This window comes from Prevotella sp. HMSC073D09, assembly GCF_001814145.1.
GTDB lineage: Bacteria > Bacteroidota > Bacteroidia > Bacteroidales > Bacteroidaceae > Prevotella > Prevotella conceptionensis.
The window spans coordinates 16,574-36,448 of sequence record NZ_KV815115.1; the positions used below are offsets into that span (position 1 = coordinate 16,574).

Annotated in this window: 11 protein-coding genes; 4 read left to right on the forward strand and 7 right to left on the reverse strand. The window is 47.9% G+C overall.

From position 1 onward, the window contains the following. The first annotated feature begins 746 nt into the window (after nucleotides 1-746). The 4 genes from hflX (at nucleotide 747) to HMPREF2955_RS10185 (ending at nucleotide 8,805) form a co-directional block, all read left to right on the forward strand. On the forward strand, nucleotides 747-1,991 hold the full coding sequence (hflX, locus tag HMPREF2955_RS10170) for a GTPase HflX (protein WP_070723260.1): 1,245 nt from the start codon (nucleotides 747-749) through the stop codon (nucleotides 1,989-1,991). Next, nucleotides 1,988-3,817, forward strand: a complete 1,830-nt coding sequence (locus tag HMPREF2955_RS10175; protein WP_070723262.1) for a DUF4954 family protein — start codon at nucleotides 1,988-1,990, stop codon at nucleotides 3,815-3,817. Before hflX ends, HMPREF2955_RS10175 begins: the two co-directional genes overlap by 4 nt. A 24-nt stretch (nucleotides 3,818-3,841) precedes the next feature. Next, a complete protein-coding gene (locus HMPREF2955_RS10180) occupies nucleotides 3,842-6,748 on the forward strand; it encodes a M16 family metallopeptidase (protein ID WP_070723267.1) in 2,907 nt (968 codons plus the stop codon). 407 nt (nucleotides 6,749-7,155) lie between these two features. Next, nucleotides 7,156-8,805 carry a fumarate hydratase gene (locus HMPREF2955_RS10185; protein WP_070723270.1) on the forward strand — a complete coding sequence of 550 codons (1,650 nt, stop codon included), beginning with the start codon at nucleotides 7,156-7,158 and terminating at the stop codon, nucleotides 8,803-8,805. 385 nt (nucleotides 8,806-9,190) lie between these two features. Here HMPREF2955_RS10185 and HMPREF2955_RS16290 read toward each other — a convergent pair whose 3' ends face one another. The 7 genes from HMPREF2955_RS16290 to HMPREF2955_RS10215 form a co-directional block, all read right to left on the reverse strand. Then, nucleotides 9,191-9,367: a hypothetical protein gene (locus tag HMPREF2955_RS16290; protein WP_168166886.1), complete on the reverse strand. Its 177-nt coding sequence runs from the start codon at nucleotides 9,365-9,367 to the stop codon at nucleotides 9,191-9,193. Between the two features lie 10 nt (nucleotides 9,368-9,377). Continuing rightward, complete coding sequence (locus HMPREF2955_RS10190) at nucleotides 9,378-13,136, reverse strand: hypothetical protein (protein ID WP_070723272.1); 3,759 nt, start codon at nucleotides 13,134-13,136, stop codon at nucleotides 9,378-9,380. Between the two features lie 890 nt (nucleotides 13,137-14,026). Further along, nucleotides 14,027-14,341 carry a thioredoxin gene (trxA, locus tag HMPREF2955_RS10195; RefSeq protein ID WP_019187323.1) on the reverse strand — a complete coding sequence of 105 codons (315 nt, stop codon included), beginning with the start codon at nucleotides 14,339-14,341 and terminating at the stop codon, nucleotides 14,027-14,029. Nucleotides 14,342-14,588: 247 nt separating this feature from the next. Next, the gene (gene dnaE / locus HMPREF2955_RS10200; protein WP_070723278.1) at nucleotides 14,589-18,296 is read right to left on the reverse strand and encodes a DNA polymerase III subunit alpha; all 3,708 of its coding nucleotides are present in this window, start codon (nucleotides 18,294-18,296) and stop codon (nucleotides 14,589-14,591) included. Between the two features lie 25 nt (nucleotides 18,297-18,321). Continuing rightward, nucleotides 18,322-18,810, reverse strand: a complete 489-nt coding sequence (locus HMPREF2955_RS16890; RefSeq protein ID WP_070723274.1) for a hypothetical protein — start codon at nucleotides 18,808-18,810, stop codon at nucleotides 18,322-18,324. A gap of 41 nt (nucleotides 18,811-18,851) precedes the next feature. Next, entirely contained in the window at nucleotides 18,852-19,475 is a 624-nt protein-coding gene (locus HMPREF2955_RS10210; protein ID WP_070723277.1) for a hypothetical protein, read from the reverse strand. 4 nt (nucleotides 19,476-19,479) lie between these two features. Continuing rightward, nucleotides 19,480-19,875: hypothetical protein (locus HMPREF2955_RS10215; RefSeq protein ID WP_210401307.1), on the reverse strand; the 396-nt coding region annotated here is incomplete at its 5' end.

Consider the following 19,875-nt stretch of genomic DNA (forward strand, 5'->3'; position numbering starts at 1 on the left):
TTCGCGAGAATCGATTTTTTGCGACAAGGTGAGCACTTGGTGGATAAAAAGGGCACTTATGAGGTTAAATTTCTTACTAAAAACTGGACAAAAGTGCTTATGCCGCATACCAACACGTGAGCAACGGCACAGAAACCACATACACTTACTATCGACAGCGCGAGCAGTTGGCGGGCATGCTGCCCACGGCCAACGGACACAGCACTATGGAAACGCAGAAGTAAAGCCGCCATTAACGGCCAGTTTTCAACTTGTAGATGGTGCATTGAATGCTTTCTGCCAAGTTGTTTTTTTGAAACATAACCACGACTTGCCACAAGCAAAAGGGGGCAGGATTTCAGATTTTATCGTATCTTTGTGCCTACCCCGCACATGGGCGGAGTGTTTATCGTGGTTTTACAGCACAAAGGGCATAAACCCCTCTCCATTTATAAGAATATTAAAAGTCAAGACATCTTCACGGTTGAGAATAACAAACAATGCCACGAAAGTAGAATTGTTGAGGAGACTTTTTATGTCAGTAGCCGCGACAAGTAAGTTTACAAAATGGGCAATTGGCAAGTTTCCGCGGAGGCGAGTTAACCTAGTAGCTACCAACTTGTAACCGAAAGAACACGCAAAGCTATCAAATGGTAAAGCCGCCCACACGCGCATTGGAAAGAAAAACACGATGCAAGGCTTTGTAGTTTTAGGTTTTTGCATTATATTTGCACTTAATATAGACTAGATGCAACAAGACACCTAAAATGAAAGAATTTGTAATATCCGAGGTTAAAGCCGAAACCGCCGTGCTGGTGGGGCTGATAACACAACAGCAAAACGAGGCCAAGACCAAAGAATATCTCGACGAATTGGAGTTTTTGGCCGACACGGCAGGCGCCGTTACGGTGAAACGTTTCACCCAAAGGCTTAATGCGCCTAGTATGGTTACATACGTGGGCAAAGGCAAACTCGAAGAGATAAAACAATATATACTGGCCGAAGAAGAGGCCGAACGCGAAGTGGGAATGGTTATTTTCGACGATGAGTTGTCGGCTAAACAAATGCGCAACATCGAAAAAGAACTGAACGTGAAGATATTGGACCGCACTTCGCTCATCCTCGACATCTTCGCCATGCGCGCGCAAACGGCAAATGCCAAAACGCAAGTGGAGCTGGCGCAATACAGATACATGCTGCCAAGGCTGCAACGACTGTGGACTCACCTTGAAAGACAAGGCGGCGGTTCGGGTAGTGGCGGCGGAAAAGGCTCGGTGGGACTGCGTGGACCAGGTGAAACGCAGCTCGAAATGGACCGCCGAATTATCCTCTCGCGCATGGCTTTGCTGAAAGAACGATTGGCCGAGATTGACAAACAAAAGACTACACAACGCAAAAACCGCGGTAGGATGGTGCGCGTGGCACTGGTGGGCTATACCAACGTGGGCAAAAGCACCATCATGAACCTGCTTGCAAAGAGCGAAGTGTTTGCCGAAAACAAGCTTTTCGCCACGCTCGACACGACAGTAAGGAAGGTGGTGGTTGAAAATCTGCCCTTTCTCTTGGCCGATACCGTGGGCTTTATACGCAAGTTGCCCACCGATTTGGTTGACTCGTTCAAGTCGACACTAGACGAAGTGCGCGAGGCCGACTTGCTTGTGCACGTGGTAGACATATCGCATCCCGACTTTGAGGAGCAGCTTGCAGTGGTGGAAAAGACACTAACCGAACTGGACTGCGCCGACAAACCCAGCATGATTGTGTTTAACAAGATAGACAACTACACCTTCGTGAAGAAAGATGAGGACGACCTTACACCCGCAACAAAGGAAAATATGACCCTCGACGACCTGAAACGAACGTGGATGGCACGGCTAAACGACAACTGCATATTTATTTCGGCACGCGAAAAAACCAATGTCGACGAACTGAGAGACAGGCTATACGCCAAAGTTCGCGAACTGCACGTGCAGAAATATCCCTATAACGACTTTTTATACGAAATGGAATGATATACCGATTACTTACCGATGAGGAAATAACCCTGCTAGAAGACCACGGCTGTCAGGCCGAGAACTGGGAGGCAATTATGGTGGCCGAAGACTTCAAACCCACCTACGTGCACGACGTTACCTTTTATGGCGACATCAAACTGGGCGTGTTCGAGAAGAACATCGAGGTTAGTAGGGGGTTCCTTAAACATTCGGGCTTGCGCAATGCCACGCTCCGCAACGTGTGCATCGGCGATAACAGCCTGGTGGAGAACATCGGTAACTACATCAACAACTATACCATCGGCGAAGAATGCTACATCTCTAACGTTAGCACGATGGAAACAATGGAGGGCGCAACGTATGGCGAGGGAAACCTCATATCGGTGCTTAACGAGGTGGGCGAAGGCAATGTTACGCTTTTCGATGGGCTGAATAGCCAGCTGGCCGCATTCATGGTGAAACACAATGCCGACAAAGAACTGCGCGAAAGGATAAGGCAAATGATTGCCGAAGAGCTTGAACGCACCCTACCCGACCGCGGGACGATTGGCTTTGGCGTGAAAATAGTGAACACGCGCGAGGTGGTGAACACCATCGTACAAGACAATTGCGAGGTGAACGGCGCGGCAAGACTATTCGATTGCTCGCTGCTTAGTGCGGCAGGTTCGGGCGTATATGTGGGCAGCGGCGTTATTTGCGAGAACTCTATCGTGGCCGACGGCTCTTCGATAACCAACGATTGCAACCTGCAAGACTGCTATGTGGGCGAGGCTTGCCAGCTAACCAATGGCTTTACGGCATCGGCCAGCGTGTTTTTTGCCAACAGCTACATGAGCAACGGCGAGGCCTGCGCCGCCTTTTGCGGTCCGTTCACGGCCAGCCATCATAAAAGTTCGCTGCTCATTGGGGCCATGTTCTCATTTTATAACGCAGGTTCGGCCACCAATTTCAGTAATCATGCCTACAAGATGGGGCCTATGCACTACGGCATTTTGGAGCGTGGAACGAAGACGGCAAGCGGTGCTTACATCCTAATGCCCGCCAACATCGGGGCTTTCTCGGTGTGTTTTGGCAAGCTAATGCACCATCCCGACACGCGCAACATCCCCTTTTCGTACCTCATTGCCTATGGCGACATCATGTATCTTGTGCCGGGGCGCAACCTAAACACCGTGGGTTTGTATCGCGATGTGCGCAAATGGCCCAAGCGCGACATACGTCCACGCAGCGGACAAAAAAGCATTGTGAACTTTACTTGGCTTAGTCCGTTCACCGTTAACGAGATGTTGCAAGGCAAACAGATACTAGAAAAGCTACGCGAGGCACAAGGCGAGAACGTAGCTGAATACAATTTCAGGGGATACGTGATTACCAACAACTCGCTAAACATCGGTTTGCGCAACTACGACATGGCCATCAAGATGTTTTTGGCGCGCTGTGTGAGGAAGTATGGACCAACCGAACCCGCATCAACCACTGGCTGGAAGCAGTGGAGCGACCTGTCGGGTCTGCTGCTGCCAGAAAGCGAAGAGCTTAGACTAATTGAAGAAATAAAGAACCGCGAGATAACCGACATACAACGAGTAACCGAACGTTTCGGCGAGATTGGCGAGCGTTACGAGCAATACGAATGGGCCTTCGCCTATCGTCTGATAAACGAATACTACGGCATCGCACAGCCTAGGCACGCCGATTGGCAAGACATCATCGACCAAGGGTGCGAGGCCAAGCGGCAATGGATTGCCACAATAAGGGAAGATGCCTTGAAGGAGTACAAGTTGGGCGACGTGGAAGAGGATGTATATCGCGGATTTGTGGAACAGCTAAATAAGGAAACCGAATAATATCAACAAAACAAATCTTATCGTATGAGCATTAAATCGATTTTGGTTGCCTTGCTCCTCACAGGAGCGGCAACAGCCATGCAAGCAAAAGATTACAAGTACCAAACGGTGAAGGGCGACCCAACGGGGACGCGCATCTACACCCTGGACAACGGGCTGCGCGTGTATCTCTCGGTAAATAAAGAGACACCACGCATTCACACCTACGTAGCAGTAAAGACGGGAAGCAGAAACGACCCCGCCGAAACTACGGGCTTGGCACACTATCTGGAACACCTGATGTTTAAGGGAACGAAACAATTCGGCACAACCGATGCCGAAAAGGAGGCGCCCTTGCTGAAAGACATCGAAAAAAGGTACGAGAAATACCGCACACTTACCGACCCCGAACAGCGCAAAAAGGCCTACCACGGCATAGACAGCGTGTCGCAATTGGCTGCCAAATACTTCATCCCCAACGAGTACGACAAGCTGATGTCGTCTATCGGAGCCGAAAAAACCAACGCATACACCAGCAACGATGTTACGTGTTACACGGAAGACATCCCCGCTAACGAAGTGGACAACTGGGCAAAGATACAGGCCGACCGTTTCCAAAACATGGTTATACGCGGTTTCCACACCGAGTTGGAGGCCGTTTACGAGGAATATAACATCGGACTTACACGCGATGGCAACAAAGTTTGGCAAGCCATTTCGAAGTTGTTGACACCTACACACCCCTACGGAACCCAGACCACCATCGGTACACAAGAGCATTTGAAGAATCCTTCGATTGTAAATATCAAGAATTACTTCAACCGCTACTACGTTCCCAACAACGTTGCCATCTGCATGGCGGGCGACATGGACCCCGATAAGGTTATCGCCACCATCGACAAATACTTCGGCTCGTGGAAGAAAAGCGATAACCTTTCCTTCCCACAGTTCCCCAAACAAAAGCCACTTACGGCTCCGAAAGACACCACCGTTATGGGTCCGGAGGCCGACGAGCTGATGATGGCATGGCGATTTGACGGCGGAAAGTCGCTACAAGGCGACACTTTGGACGTGATTGCCAACATCCTGAGCAACGAAAAGGCCGGACTGATGGACATTAACCTGGCCCAAAAGATGAAATACCTTGGCGGCGGCAGCATATCTTTTCAGCTAGCCGAATATGGTTTGCTGGGATTATGGGCATCGCCCAAAGAAGGACAGAGCCTTGACGACGTGAAAAAACTTGTTTTGGGAGAAGTAGAGAACTTAAAGAAAGGTAACTTCTCCGACAACCTCTTGCCCGCCGTTATCAACAACATGAAGTTGGAGTACTATCACGCGCTAGAAAAGAACAAAGACCGAGCCGACCAATTTGTAGACGCCTTTATCAACGGCAAAGACTGGCAGACCGTGGTTGGAAGGCTCGACCGCATATCGAAGATGACCAAGGCACAGATTGTGGCCTTTGCCAATAAGCACCTCAACAACAACTACGCGGTGGTTTACAAGCGACAAGGCGAAGACACCACACAAAAGAAAATAGACAAACCACAGATAACGCCCATCCCTTCGAACCGCGATTTGCAAAGCGACTTCGTGAAAGAAATCATCGCCAGCAAGACTACGCCCATCGAACCGCGCTTTGTAGACTTTAACAAAGACCTAGTAAAGACGAAGACGAAGAAAGGCTTGCCCGTGCTTTACGTGCCAAACAAGGACAACGGACTGTTTACTTTGGCCTTCCACTACGACTTTGGAAAGGAAGCCGACAAGCGTTTGGACATCGCAACCGAGTATCTGGACTATCTTGGCACCAACAAATTGACGCCCGAACAGGTGAAACAACGTTTCTATCAACTGGCTTGCGATTACAGCATATCAGCAGGAGCCGACAATTTGAACATCACCATCACCGGCCTTAACGAGAACATGCCCAAGGCTTTGTGGCTGGTTGAACACCTATTGGCCAACGCCAAGGTAGACAATGCTGCCTACAAGCAACTTGTGGAACTGGTAAAGAAGGGACGCAAAGACAGCCGAAGCAACCAAGTGTCCAACTTCATGGCCCTCGCGGCTTACGGCATGTATGGCCCATACAACACCGTTCGTAACGTGATGACCAACGCCGAGCTAGACAAAACTAACCCGCAAAGCCTGCTCAACCTGCTTAAAGGCCTGCGGAACTACAAGCACGAGGTACTTTATTGCGGACAATCTACCCCCGAAGAATTGGTAAAAGCAGTTGACGAAAATCACGCCATCGGCAAGACACTGGCCAACGTACCACAAAACAAGGCCTACACCAAGGTGCAAACCAAAGAAAACGCGGTATGGATTGCACCCTACGAGGCCAAAAACATCTACATGATGCTGTACAACAACAGCGGAAAAGGCTGGAACTTAGAACAGCGTCCGATGGTGTACCTGTTTAACGAATACTTTGGAACAGGTATGAACAGCATCGTTTTCCAAGAGCTAAGGGAAACTCGCGGATTGGCATACAGTGCCTCCGCACGCTATAACACACCTTCGAGAGTGGGCGAAACGGAGTCGCTACAAGCCAATATCATCAGTCAGAACGACAAAATGATGGACTGCGTGCGCGCCTTTAACAGCATCATCGACGAGATGCCGCAAAGCGATAAGGCCTTCGAACTGGCCAAACAGGCTTCGATGAAGCGCATCGCCACCGAACGTACAACGAAGTTTGGCATCATCAACGCTTATCTGCAAGCACGCCGCCTAGGACTAGACTTCGACATCAAAGAACGCATTTACAATGCGCTGCCCAAGATTACGCTCAAAGAGATGGTTGAATTTGAAAAGCAGACAATGGCCAAAAAGCCCCTGCGTTATCTCATCCTTGGTGACGAGAAGAACCTCGACATGAAGGGACTGGAGAAGATTGGCAAGATTAAAAAGCTAACAACCCAAGAGATTTTTGGATATTAAGTAGTGAGGTTGGGAGGTGCTGAGTATGTGAGTTCATAAGTTTGTGGGGCTGTTCATTCATTCCTCGCATGCGCAATGAACTTACATACTTATGCTGCCAAAGGCTCATGAGCTTACAAACCCGTGAACTTAGAGCCCCCAAAGCCATTGGTTTAAGGCCGGTTCTAAAAATTACCTTTGCTGTATTTCTAACTTTTTAGCTGAGCAGGTTTTGCTTACTTCTTGAAGGAGCACAGTGAACTATGCAACTGAAAGAGTAAGCGAAAGATCCCAGGATAAAAGCAAAAAGACAGTGAAGAGCAATACAAGGAACAACAATTGAACCTTTGCAGGGACTTTTTAGAACATGCCTTAACTCCTTAACTTCTTAATTCCTTAGCTCCTTATTAAATATAAATACAAACATTATGGCACAAACACCCGAATTTAAGTACGCTCCCATGTTTCAGTTAGGCAAAGACGAAACAGAGTATTACCTGCTCACTAAGGACGGCGTATCGGTTAGCGAATTTGAAGGAAACGAGATTTTGAAAGTGTCTCCCGAGGCACTGACGATGCTCGCCAACACCGCTTTCCGCGATGTTAACTTCCTTTTAAGGCGCGAACACAACGAACAAGTTGCAAAAATACTTACAGACCCCGAAGCCAGCGACAACGACAAGTACGTGGCGCTGACCTTTCTTCGCAATGCAGAAGTGGCGGCAAAGGGCAAATTGCCTTTCTGCCAAGACACAGGAACGGCCATCATTCACGGCGAAAAGGGACAACACGTGTGGACAGGTTTCTGCGATGAGGAGGCACTCTCTAAGGGCGTGTACAAAACTTACACGGAAGAGAACCTGCGCTACTCGCAAAACGCACCCCTCAACATGTACGATGAGGTGAACACACGCTGCAACCTACCTGCACAAATAGACATTGAGGCCACCGAAGGCAAAGAATATCGTTTCCTTTGCGTGGTGAAAGGCGGTGGGTCGGCCAACAAAACTTACTTTTATCAGCAAACAAAGGCCTTGCTACAAAACCCAGGAACGCTGGTGCCTTTCCTCATCGACAAGATGAAAAGCCTTGGAACGGCAGCTTGTCCGCCATATCACATCGCCTTCGTTATCGGCGGAACGAGTGCCGAAAAGAACCTGCTCACCGTGAAGTTGGCCTCAACGCACTTCTACGACTCGCTACCCACTACGGGCGACGAGACGGGGCGCGCCTTCCGCGATGTGGAATTGGAGAAACAATTGCTAGAAGAAGCCTACAAAATTGGGCTTGGTGCACAATTCGGCGGCAAGTATTTTGCCCACGATATACGCGTGGTGCGCTTGCCAAGGCATGGTGCATCGTGTCCTGTTGGCATGGGCGTGAGCTGCTCGGCCGACCGAAACATCAAGGCTAAGATAAATAAGGACGGCATTTGGATTGAGAAATTGGACGATAATCCCGGCGAATTAATACCCGAAGAGATGCGCCATGCAGGCGAAGGAAATGCCGTGAAGATAGACCTAGACAGGCCCATGACCGAGGTTCTCAAAGAGTTGAGCAAGTATCCCGTATCTACGCGCCTCAGCCTGAACGGTACTATCATCGTGGCACGCGACATCGCGCACGCCAAACTTAAAGCACGACTAGACGAAACGGGCGACCTGCCACAATATCTTAAGGATTATCCCGTGCTCTATGCCGGTCCTGCGAAAACGCCAAAAGGTCTGCCATGCGGCTCAATGGGTCCAACCACGGCCAACCGTATGGACCCCTACGTAGACGAATTCCAAGACCACGGCGGCTCAATGATTATGATTGCCAAGGGAAACCGCACCCAAGTTGTTACTGACGCTTGCAAAAAGCATGGCGGTTTCTATCTGGGAAGTATCGGCGGCCCTGCTGCGGTGCTGTCGTTAAACTCGATCAAGAGCATCGAGTGCGTGGAATTCCCAGAGATTGGCATGGAAGCCGTGTGGAAAATTAGGGTAGAAAACTTCCCTGCCTTCATCCTCGTAGACGATAAGGGCAACGATTTCTTCACCCAGCTTAAACCGTGGAACCCTACGTGCAATCACTGATTTGCACGCATGAGCATACATCGAGAAAGCGGGATGGTTATGAGAACCATCCCGCTTTTTATGTAAACGCACACCATATTTACCCCCATGTATTGCTGTCTGGTAAAGCTATTTTCTCCCAACCTGTGCCAGAGAAATCGCTTTATCCCAAACCGGGCGTTGAGCCTGTGTAGATTTTGTGTATTGTTGAGCATATTGCCTGTATTATTCTTGAAGACGTGGCAGACTACATGGGGGAAATAAGACAGGCAAGATGCCGACAAGCAAACAAAAGAAGAACAGGCTATGATGGAAACAGCCTATAAAATTTGATAGGCGACCGATTGGGGATAAATATAAATGAAGGCGAGCTTACAGCACCTGCCATAAGCTCGCCATCTTGTGTTTAGATGTGATAACTCTCGTTGTCAAAATCCTCGTTCTCCTCAAAATCTTCCTCAAACATGTCTCCTGGCTTGGCGCCAGGTTCGTCTGATTGGAATGAGCCTGCGGCCAAGTGGACTTCTGGTAAGAGTTGCTCCGCCACGATGTGTGGCGTTATATACTTCTTCCTTTTCATCATCTTTCGTGTTTTAGTTAACAATCATCTTCTTTCCGTTCACCAGATATACGCCTGGCGAGAGATAGAACGTGCGCGTTTCGCCAGCCTTTATCATGGCACGTGCAGCACACTGACCAGACACCGTATATATAGTTAATGGAACATTCTTTGTTGCTTCGGCGGTAATCTGACCGGTAGAAACCGATACTTTGAGCACCACCTCTTCCTGAACGTCGTCAATGCCTGTTGACGTAGCCTCTTCTTCCCCATCGAAACTAATCTCGAACGAGTTGAGCAACTTAGCCAAGTGTAGTCCTTGGTTCTCAAAATGGAAGAACGTACGGAAGGGGAAGAGGAACAGTTGCGACTTTTTGAGGTTCTTGAATGCCACAAATCTGTCGAGCGAGAAGTAGAACACCATATCGTTTCCTGCCTTGTTCAGCACACGTCCAGAGTAGGTATAATAGCTCTTGAACTTCACCGGCGAGTTGTCTAGCTTGCTTTGAACTTCGTAACTTCCCACTACACCCGTTTGCGTGGTAGGCGTTTTCTCTATCAGTGCTCCTTTCTCGGTAGCCACGAACGAAACGTTGCCGTTGCCATAGCCCTCGGCCACCATTACGATGTAAGGCACGTTGGCTTCGCTCTTAGGCACACCCGTAAGGTAATCGAACTTAGCCACAACATCGTAGTCGGCCCCTTCATGTTTCTTGTCTGACTTAAATGCCAGCGCATTGGACTTCATCTTGGCCAGGTAGAACTTCGATTGCGGGCCAACAGCATTGCTGTGCATGGCACTTCCGTCTAACGACAGGGCGTAGGGCAGTACCACCGTGGCGTATTTCACGCGCCCCTTACCCTGCACGGTGACGTCGCGTGTGTAAGTGACGTAGGCATCAGACTTCAATTGCACGCTGTATGGCGTGAAGAACGGCATCTTATCGGTGAGTGTTACGTTGGAATGCCCATCAAACCCCTTACCATCCGTGCGTTGTATGGCAACATTTTCAATGTTCGCCAGGCTTGCAGCCCTGTAAGGTAAGAATATCAGCGCGTTCTTAGACAACTTGCTGCGCAGGTCTTCCATCATCGGCTTCAACTTCTGCGTACTGTTCTCCCGAATGATGTCAAACAGGTTGGAATTGTCTACGTACAACACGTCGTTAAGGCTCTTTGGCACATTGGGGTCTGTTCCCTTAGCAATCGACTCCTTCATCACGTCAATTATCTGCTTGAGCGTTAGGTAGCCATACTTACTGGTTGCGCCCACCTGGTGCTTGTTGCCCTCAAATCCCGACTCAGTGGTTTGGATTTCAGCACCCACCATCGGTGTAGACAGATAGTGATTGTTGGCCGCATCCTTGTAGTACATCGGTTTATCGTAAATGGAATGCCACTTCACCTTTGCCTTATAGTTGGCTATTTTCAGCTTGATTATCGTATGATAATAAGCGAAAGCCCTGTGTTGCTCCTTGGTTGTAGGTGCAATGTTGTAGCGCGTTTCGTCGGTGGTGTAGAGATACATGGTTTTTGTTTCGTTGTCTTGCAACTGTGCATTCTCTTTTACAAACTTACCTTTCTCAAAATGGCTATGCTTCTGTCCAGCAATCTCCGTCACCACTTCGCCCGTCATCTTCTTATAGGCAGCCATGGTGAATTGCCGTTGAGTGAAATAATTAGATTGCTTTCCAACCGAAGTGTTGGCCAAGTCGGCCGCATTGTTAAAGGGGAAAGCAATATTTCCTGCCAAAGCTACTTTCACTTTCTTTTCGTAATCGTAGTTGGCCACGATGTCCTTGTGTCCATATAGGTCGTCGCCCACCGCATCATAATACTCTGACGCCACGAAACTATATCGCGAGTTGTGCGTACCGGGGTTGTTAAGGTAGGTTTCATCGGCAAAGTTCGACTTCAGATTGCGGAACGTGAACTGCAACTTTGTCTTGTCTGAGAATCCTATGGGAACTCTGTAAACGAATTTTTCGCCTCCCAATTCGAAGTTGGTTGCCTCGAATGTGCGCACCTGTTCCGTGTTGTCTTTACCATGACACACCACATCTACTGAGGATATGTACGGGTTAAGGTTCTCCATAAAGACGGATATGTTAACCAACGCCGTTGTAGAACCGCTAGGAGTTAGGGGTTCTACCTTTATCTTCACGGCATCATTATTAAACTTACCAATCTTGATGGTTTCATCCGAAGAGCCCATCGTAATCGTTTTTGTTTGTGTAAGTGGGTCAGACAGCTCACCCGTTGGGCCGTACACGGTAAGTTTGTAACCTGTGGAGGTGTTATAGTCGTCCAGTTCTCCCTGTTTTGGAAAGGCATAACCGCCATGAAAAGCATAATTACTAAATAAAGCCTTCTTATGTAACGTTCCCCTTAAGAAACATTTTTGTTTATGCCGATCCCAAAAATAAGGTTTCCCATTTTCCCAGAGGAATCTCACATGCTTGTTGTCAGTTGTCATTGTGATAGACTTGTCGCTGGCAGCTGCATCTTGTTCACAAAACATGTAAAGGGGTTTTCCATTCTTTATAGTATAGAGCTCGTCGTTCATCGTCCGATGCCAAATCACCTTCCTACCCATTTGCCAGTCACAATTCTCATCCAAATAATAGTCGTGACCGACAAACCTGGTCGTGAGAGTAAATCCGGGAGATTTGAACTGCCCTTGTTTACAAGTCACTTTCACGCCTACAATGCGGTAGCCGACGTCTATCTGGCTTTCTCCCTTTTCAGAGAACACACTGGCCTTTGTGGGAGCTTCCACATAATACGTGGCGTTATCCAAGGCATACCACTTCTTTCCGCCACTAATCACTTGCCGAATGGTTTTGTGTCCCCTCTCAGCCTTCCACGTTTTTCCGTCGTGAGCATCCTCCTGATAGAGTTTCACACTGGCAGTCATAGAACGGCCCTTGTATTGGTCGTAACTATAAAACGATTTTCCGGCCTTGGTGTGTTTCTCCAATTTCCCCACATCGGTCTTGCCCAGTTCGAAGTCGTTGTCCGCCAAGCTGACTTTGGTTTCATTCTCCAAGGTCTGTTCCAGCTTATATTCAAAAGCATCGTGAGCCGTGAAAGTTAGTTCAATACTTTCGTAGGTAAATGCGGCCAAGTGTCCATTAGACATATTGCCTGTGAAACAGAAGTAAATAATGTTCCCCATGTCGGGTGCTTGCCTTTGTATGGTGTATGTCTTCCCAGGCTGGTTCTTGTGGATAATTACCTTCTCTCCCGAACGATAGGTTGGTATCTCCATGGTTTGTCCCTGTTTTATTTCTGCCCTATCCACCTCTCCGAATATCCAGTCGATGTCGCGCCCAAAGCGTAGGGTAGCAGGGAACACATCGTCAAGAATCTTCCTATCGTTGGGCATCTTGAGGTTATCCCTGATAACAATCTTATAACCCGTAATCTTATAACCTTTGGGTAGTGCAATGGCCGAATAGTTGGGTGAAACTCCTGTACAATGCACTAGCTTGTTTTTATAGTAAACAAAGTTACAAGTATGGTTTCCCAACATGCCGTCGGGCGAAATGACGGCCTCTTCTGAACACGAGTAGTTGATGGGCAACTGCTTGTGTTGCCACAGCGATCCATAGCCTGCTTGGAAGCCCACCTCAAGTGGATTGTGCGTATAAGCTGTTATTAGATTTCCCAATGCTGGGCTGATGGTTGCGTTTTGTGCCGACAACGGCACGCCAGGCCAAGCCAAAAACAAGGCTACGATTAGCAATAACGGATAGCTTCTAAGCTTCCGAAAGATGTAATACTTTTTCATAATAGATACTTTTTTTCAGTTATGTCATCATGATATTTCCCCGAACTTCTGCTATGGTTTTTGCCGTCAACGAGTCATATCTGCTTAAATTAAACTAAGTTCGAGTTCCTGTTCGATGTGGTTTGCTTTTCATGGCTATCACTTTCCTCTCTCCCTAAAACTCTCTTCTCATTGTTGGCGGTGATGCCGCCTAGTCTCGCATGGCCAATCACTCTCTATTGCTTCGCGTTTTGCATGGCGGGCGAGTTGATCTTACATTATCATATTGATGCGATTAAAACATTTCGCACACTATTTCACGCCACAAAGATAGTTAATATTTTACAAAGCACAAGACTTTTAGTGTAAAATAATCTTTCTTACGCCTATATTAATTGGAGTACATACTCTTTAAGATATGTGCACTTTACTCATAAAACAAGCACTAGCGTTATCATTAAACATCAAACAACGTATCAAACTGACAAAACAAAACCAAAAGGAATTTTTAAGTAAAACAAATTGACGAAAAACCGCCATTAAAGAACGTTTTCGTTAAGCCAAATGAACAACGTCGAGCTTGATCAAACATTGTCATGGCGAGAAAACGCACTTTTCGAGGAACGAGAAAAGAACGTTTTCGTTAAGCCAAATGAACCATGTCGAGCTTGATCAAACATTGTCATGGCGAGAAAACGCACTTTTCGAGGAACGAGAAAAGAACGTTTTCCTACCTTTCCCCAACGAATCAATTTGAGTCAACAACGACTTTACAAACCTCCGATAAGACTTTACCCATACAAGAAGAACGAGAAATCTCACACATTCACCACGAAAACAAAAGTAAAAAGTGCAAGACACGCATCAGGTGTCTTGCACTTCATTTTCTCACCATTAAAGGCCGAGTTACATTACAGCAAAGCTTGGAACTTAGCTTCGAGTGTTTCCTTATTGGTTGCACCAACGAACTTGTCTACCAACTGCCCGCCCTTGAAGAACAGGATAGTGGGAACGCTACGTACGCCGAACTCTGCGGCAACCTCGTTGTTCTCTTCTACGTCGCACTTTCCTACAACAATCTTGCCGTCGTAGTCGTTAGCCAACTCAGAGATGATGGGGCCAACCATCTTGCAGGGGCCGCACCATGTAGCCCAAATGTCAACAACCAATGGCAATTCGCCATTCTTATAACTCTCGAAGTTTTCTGATGTGATTTTTACTTCCATAATGATGTATTCCTTATTTATTTGTTATTAATCTCTATTGGGTTTGTTTTGTCCAATTAACTCAATGCAAACACTGTGCCACAAAATGCGTGCCACAGGCTTTTCGCCTTCTTTCCAAACGCCTTAAACGCTGCTAACGCCACGTCTTACACCTTATATATATAGTAACAAAAATGGCAACACCTGTCCGCTTTCGGCCAACGCATGGGTCCGCACACGTGTAAATATGTCACTAAATGCTGCCAAATCAGTTCACCTTATAGTTCATGTGCGGGTCGCTTTCCAGGTAATTAACCAGCGTTCGCCCCACCCTTATGGGCGGAATGCTTGCCTTCAACAGCAAGGTATTGTTGCTTTCGCTGTCGTAAACCTCGAAATAAAGCTGCGTTTGACCGGGACTATCGCTCACCATCGTCACTATATCGTTTACAACCGTTTGGTCGACATGCGCGCTGTCCACCTGAATTGTAAACCGTTCAACCCGTTTGTCGAACGTGGTTTGCAAGTATTCGATGTTCGCTACCTGCAAGTCAACAAATGAACTAGTGGGATATTTCTGCGTAAAGCGGCACTTCACGAAAAGCGTTCTGCCCACTTCGAACATGCCATTCCATCTTCCCCACTCTTCGCCGAAGAAGGCCAACTCGCCCGAACCCGAATAATCTTCGATGGTTACAAAGCCGCAAGGTTTCCCCGTTTTAGTAACAGCCGAGCGCGTGTTGGTCACCATTCCCGCCAATGTAACCTCGGCTTTCTGTACCAAGGCCATTCTGTCTTCCAGTTCGTTGCATCCCGTATTGCACATAGACTGCAACACAATCTTATAATCGTCTAGCGGATGCGCCGAAAGATAAATCCCCACCAAGTCGCGTTCCTTGTTTAGGCGTTCTATGCTGCTCCATCGCTCAGCTTGGGGAACAGGCGGAGTACTCACTTCCACAGCATTGCTGGCGCCGAAGAGCGAGTTTTGCATTTGCTGTTGCTCCATTTGGAAAAGCTGACCATAACGAGTAAGGCTATCTATAAAGGTAGCCCCTTTGCTGTCTGTCCCCAAATAGCTTTCGCGCGCAATGCCCAAGCTGTCAAAACCACCGCTTAGTGCCAAACTTTCAATGGCTTTCTTGTTCACCGAACTCAGATTCACGCGTTGCACCATGTCAAACACCGACGTGTAGGGTCCATTCTTTTCACGTTCTTGAATGATGGCCTGAGCCGCTGCGTCGCCCATTCCCTTGATGGCGGCAAGCCCGAAACGTATCTCGCCATGCTTATTCACACTGAATTTCAGTCGCGACTCGTTCACATCTGGCCCCAACGTCTTAATGCCCATCACCTTACATTCGTCCATAAACTTGGTTATTTCCGAGATGTTGGCAAGGTTTCTACTCATCACGGCGGCCATATATTCGGCTGGATAATGCGCTTTGAAGTACGCCGTTTGGAAAGCCACCCACGAATAGCACGTGGCATGACTCTTATTAAAGGCGTACGAGGCAAACTTCTTCCAGTCTTCCCATATCTTGTTGAGCACTTCCTTGGGATGACCGTTTTTCATTCCGCCCTCGTAGAACAGTGTCTCCAACTTATCCATCTGCGCAATAAGTTTCTTACCCATAGCCTTTCTCAGCGTGTCGCTCTGTCCACGCGTAAAGTTGGCCAGTTGTCTAGACAACAACATCACCTGCTCTTGGTACACCGTAATTCCATACGTATCTTTAAGATACTTCTCCATGCAAGGAATATCATACTTCACCCTTGACGGGTCGCGTTTACGCGCAATGAATTCGGGTATATAGTCCATCGGCCCTGGGCGGTAAAGCGCATTCATGGCAATGAGGTCTTCAAACACCGTGGGTTGCAGCTCGCGCAAGTATTTCTGCATGCCGGCCGACTCAAATTGGAAAGTCCCAATCGTCCTTCCCTCACAATATAGCTTGTAAGTAAGCGGATCGTCGATGGGTATTTCCTCCAAGTTGATGGTCTTACCAGTAGAGAGTCGCACGTTTTCCACAGCCTCTTTCAGTATGGAAAGCGTTTTCAGACCCAAGAAGTCCATCTTGATAAGCCCCGTTTCTTCGATAACGTGCCCATCATATTGCGTACAAAGCAGCTTATGCCCCGGGTCGGCCTTATCCTCGGCAGTAGAAACAGGCACCCAATCGCTTATCGCGTCGCGGCAGATAATTGTTCCGCAGGCATGAATACCCGTTCCGCGCACCGTTCCCTCCAACATCTTGGCATACATCATGGTGTTACGCAACCCCTCATCTGCCGATGCCTCCGCCTCGCGCAATTCGGGAATGGCCTTAATGGCATTGGCAACGCTCATCTTCAAGCCGTCGGGCAGTTTGTCGGGAATAAGCTTACACAAGTCGTTCACAATCTTCAGCGGAACCTTTTCCACACGTCCAACATCCTTGATAGAGTTTTTCGTGGCCATCGTTCCGTAGGTAATGATGTGCGCCACCTTGTCGTGTCCGTACTTATCTTCCACCCATTCCAGCACGCGCCCGCGTCCGTCGTCGTCAAAGTCGGTATCAATATCGGGCAACGATATACGGTCGGGGTTAAGGAAACGCTCGAAAAGCAAGTCGTACTTGATGGGGTCAATCTTCGTTATGCCCAAACAATAGGCCACGACAGAGCCTGCGGCCGACCCACGTCCGGGGCCAACCATCACGTCCAATTCGTTCTGTGCCGTGTTGATAAAGTCTTGCACGATGAGGAAGTAGCCAGGAAAGCCCATTGTCTTCATAATGTGCAGCTCAAAGTTCACACGCTCGCGCACTTCCTCAGTAAGCGGTTCGCCATACAGTTTCTTTGCCCCATCGTATGCCAGTTTAGCCAGATAGTCGGCCTCAAACTTTATTCGATACAGCTTTTCGTATCCGCCCAGTTTCTTAATCTTAGCCTCGCCCTCTTCGGGTGGCAACTGGTTCTGTCCGTTTTCGTCGGATGTGAACTCGTCGTACAGCTCTTTTTCAGATATGCGTTGCCGCCATTGCTCTTCCGTCCCAAAGTCTTCGGGTATGGGAAAGAAAGGCATAATGGGCGAATGGTCTATCGAATAGGTTTCCACCTTATTTAATATCTCCACCGTGTTGCGCATGGCTTGGGGCAAATCGCCAAACACCTCATTCATCTCTTCGCGCGTTTTAAACCACTCTTGCTTAGAGTAGAGCATGCGCGAGGGGTCGTCTAGGTCCTTACCCGTCGAAAGACACAGCAGGTGGTCGTGTGCCTCGGCGTTTTCTTGGTCCACAAAGTGGGCATCGTTCGTGCATACCACCTTGATGCCCATCTCTTCCGCCATTTCCAACATCACCTTATTGGCACGTTGTTGCAGCGGAAACGCCTCCCTGTTGGCCCGTATATGCGGGTCCTTCACCTCGTGGCGTTGCAACTCCAAGTAATAGTCGTCGCCAAAAACGCGGTGATACCATTGCGCAGCCTCGCGTGCACCCTCGATGTCGTTCCTCAAAATTTTGCGCGGAACTTCGCCGGCGATGCACGCCGAACAGACAATCAGCCCCTCGTGATAGGTCTCCAAGTCTTCGCGATCGGTTCTGGGGCGCATGTAATATCCGTCTACCCACGCTCTCGAAACCAGCTTTATCAGATTCTTATATCCTGTATAATTCTTCGCCAGCACAATCAGGTGGTAGCCGCTCATATCTCCATTCTCCTTCACCTTGTCTGTTTTGCGGTGTCGCGCCACATACATCTCACAGCCGATGATAGGCTTAAATTCGGGCAAGCCTTCTTCTTTGCGTTTGCCGTTAACCTTTTTGCAGTAGTTAAAAAACTCTTTCGTGCCGAACATGTTGCCATGATCGGTCAGTGCCATACCGCTCATGCCATTGGCAATGGCCTTATCCACGAGGCGTTGTATGCTCGATTGGCCGTCGAGTATAGAATAATATGTGTGTACGTGAAGGTGAACGAAGTCTTCCATTTTGTCTTTCTTGTTTCCTGACGAATTAAAAATCACCTTCAAAGTTACGCCATTTTATCGACACGAGCAAGCAAAAGCAGAAAACATTATCTACAAATTGAGAACGGCCTTTTAATGGCAAACAACTTCTGCATGGGCATGGTGCCGTTTCCGTCTGCCGCAAGTTGCATGCCCGCAACCGCGCGTTCTGGCGGCTGTAAGCGTACATGCTTTCCGCAATGTTGCCCATGTTCCACGTGTAGCGGCGGCGGAACTGCTCCACGTTGCGCGCACCGACGCTCTTGTACGTCTCGCGCCCGAACCTGTCGCGCCGGGTGGTGACGTGCACGCCGCCCGTAAGGTGACGCTCGGCCTCCAGCCCCACACTGTCGCGTAGCCACTTGGCCGACCACTCCCCACTCGACATCTCTTGCAACCTCCCTTGTCCGTCGTGACCGTAGTCCACGCTCGCCCCGAGGCTGCTAGCCGTATGCACGTGCCGCCCCGTCGGGTCGAACGTGCGCACACGGGGCATTAATCACATACATATCCCATCCTCCACCCTGCGACTTGCCATCACTCAATGTTATAGCATTCTAGCGTCCAAACTTTATCTATCAGTCTGTATTGGGCTGATAGCTTTGTCCGTTCATCCACTTCCCACAATATGTCCTGTATTTTACCGTTATCAGTATCCGTGAACCTTTTTTGTTTTGGCCTTCCAAACAGGGCCATTGCACGATCGTAAGAAACATTCTCTATAACCGCCAACTTAAAATTGCCACTATCGTCAGGTAGCCAAAGGTTTTCAATGAGAAATAGGCGCATGTCCTCCACCAAATCTTTTTCAATGGGTTTGAGAACGGGCAACTTGTTTCTGTATTTCTTTATGTTCTCTGCAAAAAAGGGGAAGAAATGTTTACCCATAATCCGCCGTTGCATAGAAACGTTGTTCTTATAAGGATAAAATTCTTCTTCGGAGATTATCAAATCCATACCAAGATAATTGCAATCCTTCTCAAACCGGACTTTTGACCGAATTCCCCGTGTCGTATACAACGCTCTGAAACAAAAGACAAAGTCAAAATCCATTTGTGCGTATTTTGTTTCTATCACAAAAGAAAACAATCGAAGCTCTTTACTAATCTCACTAACTTTCAGGAAGTTTGGAGAATCGGAAGTAATTTTTACTCTATCCATAATATTAATGAAAACATTTATTACCTGAGGTTTTTTTCCAAAATCGTTTCTCAAATTTCTTTGTACGACTTGTCTCATAATTTTGGAATGAAACTTTTGCCGATTTGTTGGGTGAATACTGCAAACGCCTATATTCTAAATTGTTCTTGTTCAGCCATTTCTTAGTATACCTATTTTGAATTTCGGTACCATTCTTTCTTGTTCTGAAATTAGTTGTTTCCCCTATTTTCCACGTATCTCCTTTTTTTAGATATGTTTTGCCCACGGGTTTATCATTTCCCCATTCATACACATCACAATAACCATCCTTCGTTGCCACTAATTTGTATACCTCGGCAGTCAACCCCAGAAGGTCAGTTAAGCTATTTACTAAAGTTTCCCACCCTTTAAAACACAGTCT